Here is a 1,696-nt window from a genome sequence, read left to right as displayed (position 1 = left end):
ATTGACTAAAAATTTAATTAATGTTGGTACTTTCTATATAATATTACTTGTTACACTCTCCTATTAACTATTAATGCTCTTTTGAAATCAAAAAGGTTAAGCAATAGTATTTAACCTAACCTCCAGTCCCTTTTAATCATTATCAGCTTGCTGCTTATTTATTTAATGATCAATATTTTAGAGCACCCATCAATCAAGAAAACAAACCGCTTATTAATTGGATATTTTTCTCAATCGACAGTCACAAATGTAAATGACTTTTAACAACTTTTGAAAGTGGTCATCCTCAAAAAAAGTGCTTTTCTTATTTATTTCAGGTTTATAATGATTTAAATTATATAAAATAGCTTGTTTTGCATGTAACTTTATATATATGAAAAAATAACTATTAAGATCCCATAGTGAATTGTAAACAAGTAAATTTTGACCCTTTCCCAGTCTCTGACATTTGGATTCCATATTGAAATTTTCAAAATAGCCTTTCTGAAATAGAGAGAATCCTGCATTTTACTCCCGCTTAAGCACGTCCTGTGTTAAACCTTCGTGGTAACAAAGCCTGTCTGTTCTATATAGCAGATCTCAAGATTGGATTTTTCAAAAATCGTGAAACCCCACATAGTAACCCATTGTCAACTATGCACTTATAAAAAAAGCAGCTGACCTTTGGCCAGCTGCTTTGAAGAGTTATACCACTTAAGGTATGGTTATGAAAATCTAGTTTTTAACAGTGAAGCTGTAAGTTACTGGTGTGCCCGCAGTGCCCGAACCGTTGCTGCCTGAGTAAGGGGTAGCTGTCAGGGTGTAAGTTCCGGCAGGCATGGTCAGGTTGCCAAAGTAGTAGTTGCCTCTTCCGTCGTCACCGAACAAAGCATGCGGGGCAGCGTTGTCAGTGTAGGTGCGGCTCATGGCGCCCTTCAGCTCGAACTTCACACTGCCTACACCAGACTTAAGGTCAGCGCGGAAGTTCAACTTCTTTGTACCCAAAGCGCTGAAACTAAGTGAAGCACCGTTAGTCAGCTTCAGTACGTCTTTCTCTGTGTGCGCATCAACCAGTGTCAGACTTGATATCTGTGAAGAAGTTGATGTGCTTGGAGCAGTTGCCACTGGCTCAGAAGGAGTTGGCGCTGGAGCAGTTGGAGCAGGAGCTGTTGCTACCGGAGAAGTCTCCGCTGTCGTACCTGAACCAGACGCAACGATGTTGAAGCTTACTGTTACCGGAGTACCAGCCGTACCTGAGCCATTTGATCCAGAGTATGGCGTAACTGTTAAGGTATAGCTACCAGTTGGCATGGTCAGATTACCAAAGTAGAAGTTACCTCTTCCGTCGTCACCGAACAGCGCATAAGGTGCTGCATTATCAGTGTAGGTACGCCCCATGGCGCCCTTCAGCTCAAACTTTACGCTACCTACTGTTGATGGATCAATGTTGGAACGGAAGTTAAACTTCTTTGTATTCAAAGCACTGAAGCTCAGTGTAGCGCCGTTCCTTACGGTCATCACATCTTTCTCAGTACCGGCGTCTACCAAAATCACACTGTGTGCTCCAGTAGCAGGCGTGCTTCCACCTGTGTTTGTATCAGGTGTAGGAGTTGGGGCTGGCGCTGGAGCTGGCTCAGTTGGAGTTGGAGTTGGCGCTGGAGCAGTTTCAACCGGAGCAGTTGTGTTGCTGCCAGAAGACGACATCTCATTAAAGCTT

At 42.7% G+C, this 1,696-nt stretch carries 1 pseudogene; it reads right to left on the bottom strand.

Features of this window, described 5'->3' with window-relative positions:
- Positions 1–714: 714 nt before the first annotated feature.
- Positions 715–1,696, bottom strand: a pseudogene (locus tag AC5FXQ_RS21715) (hypothetical protein); the annotation flags it as partial.

This window comes from Pontibacter sp. LHS1, assembly GCF_058932855.1.
This window is presented reverse-complemented; position numbering and strand designations above follow the sequence as displayed.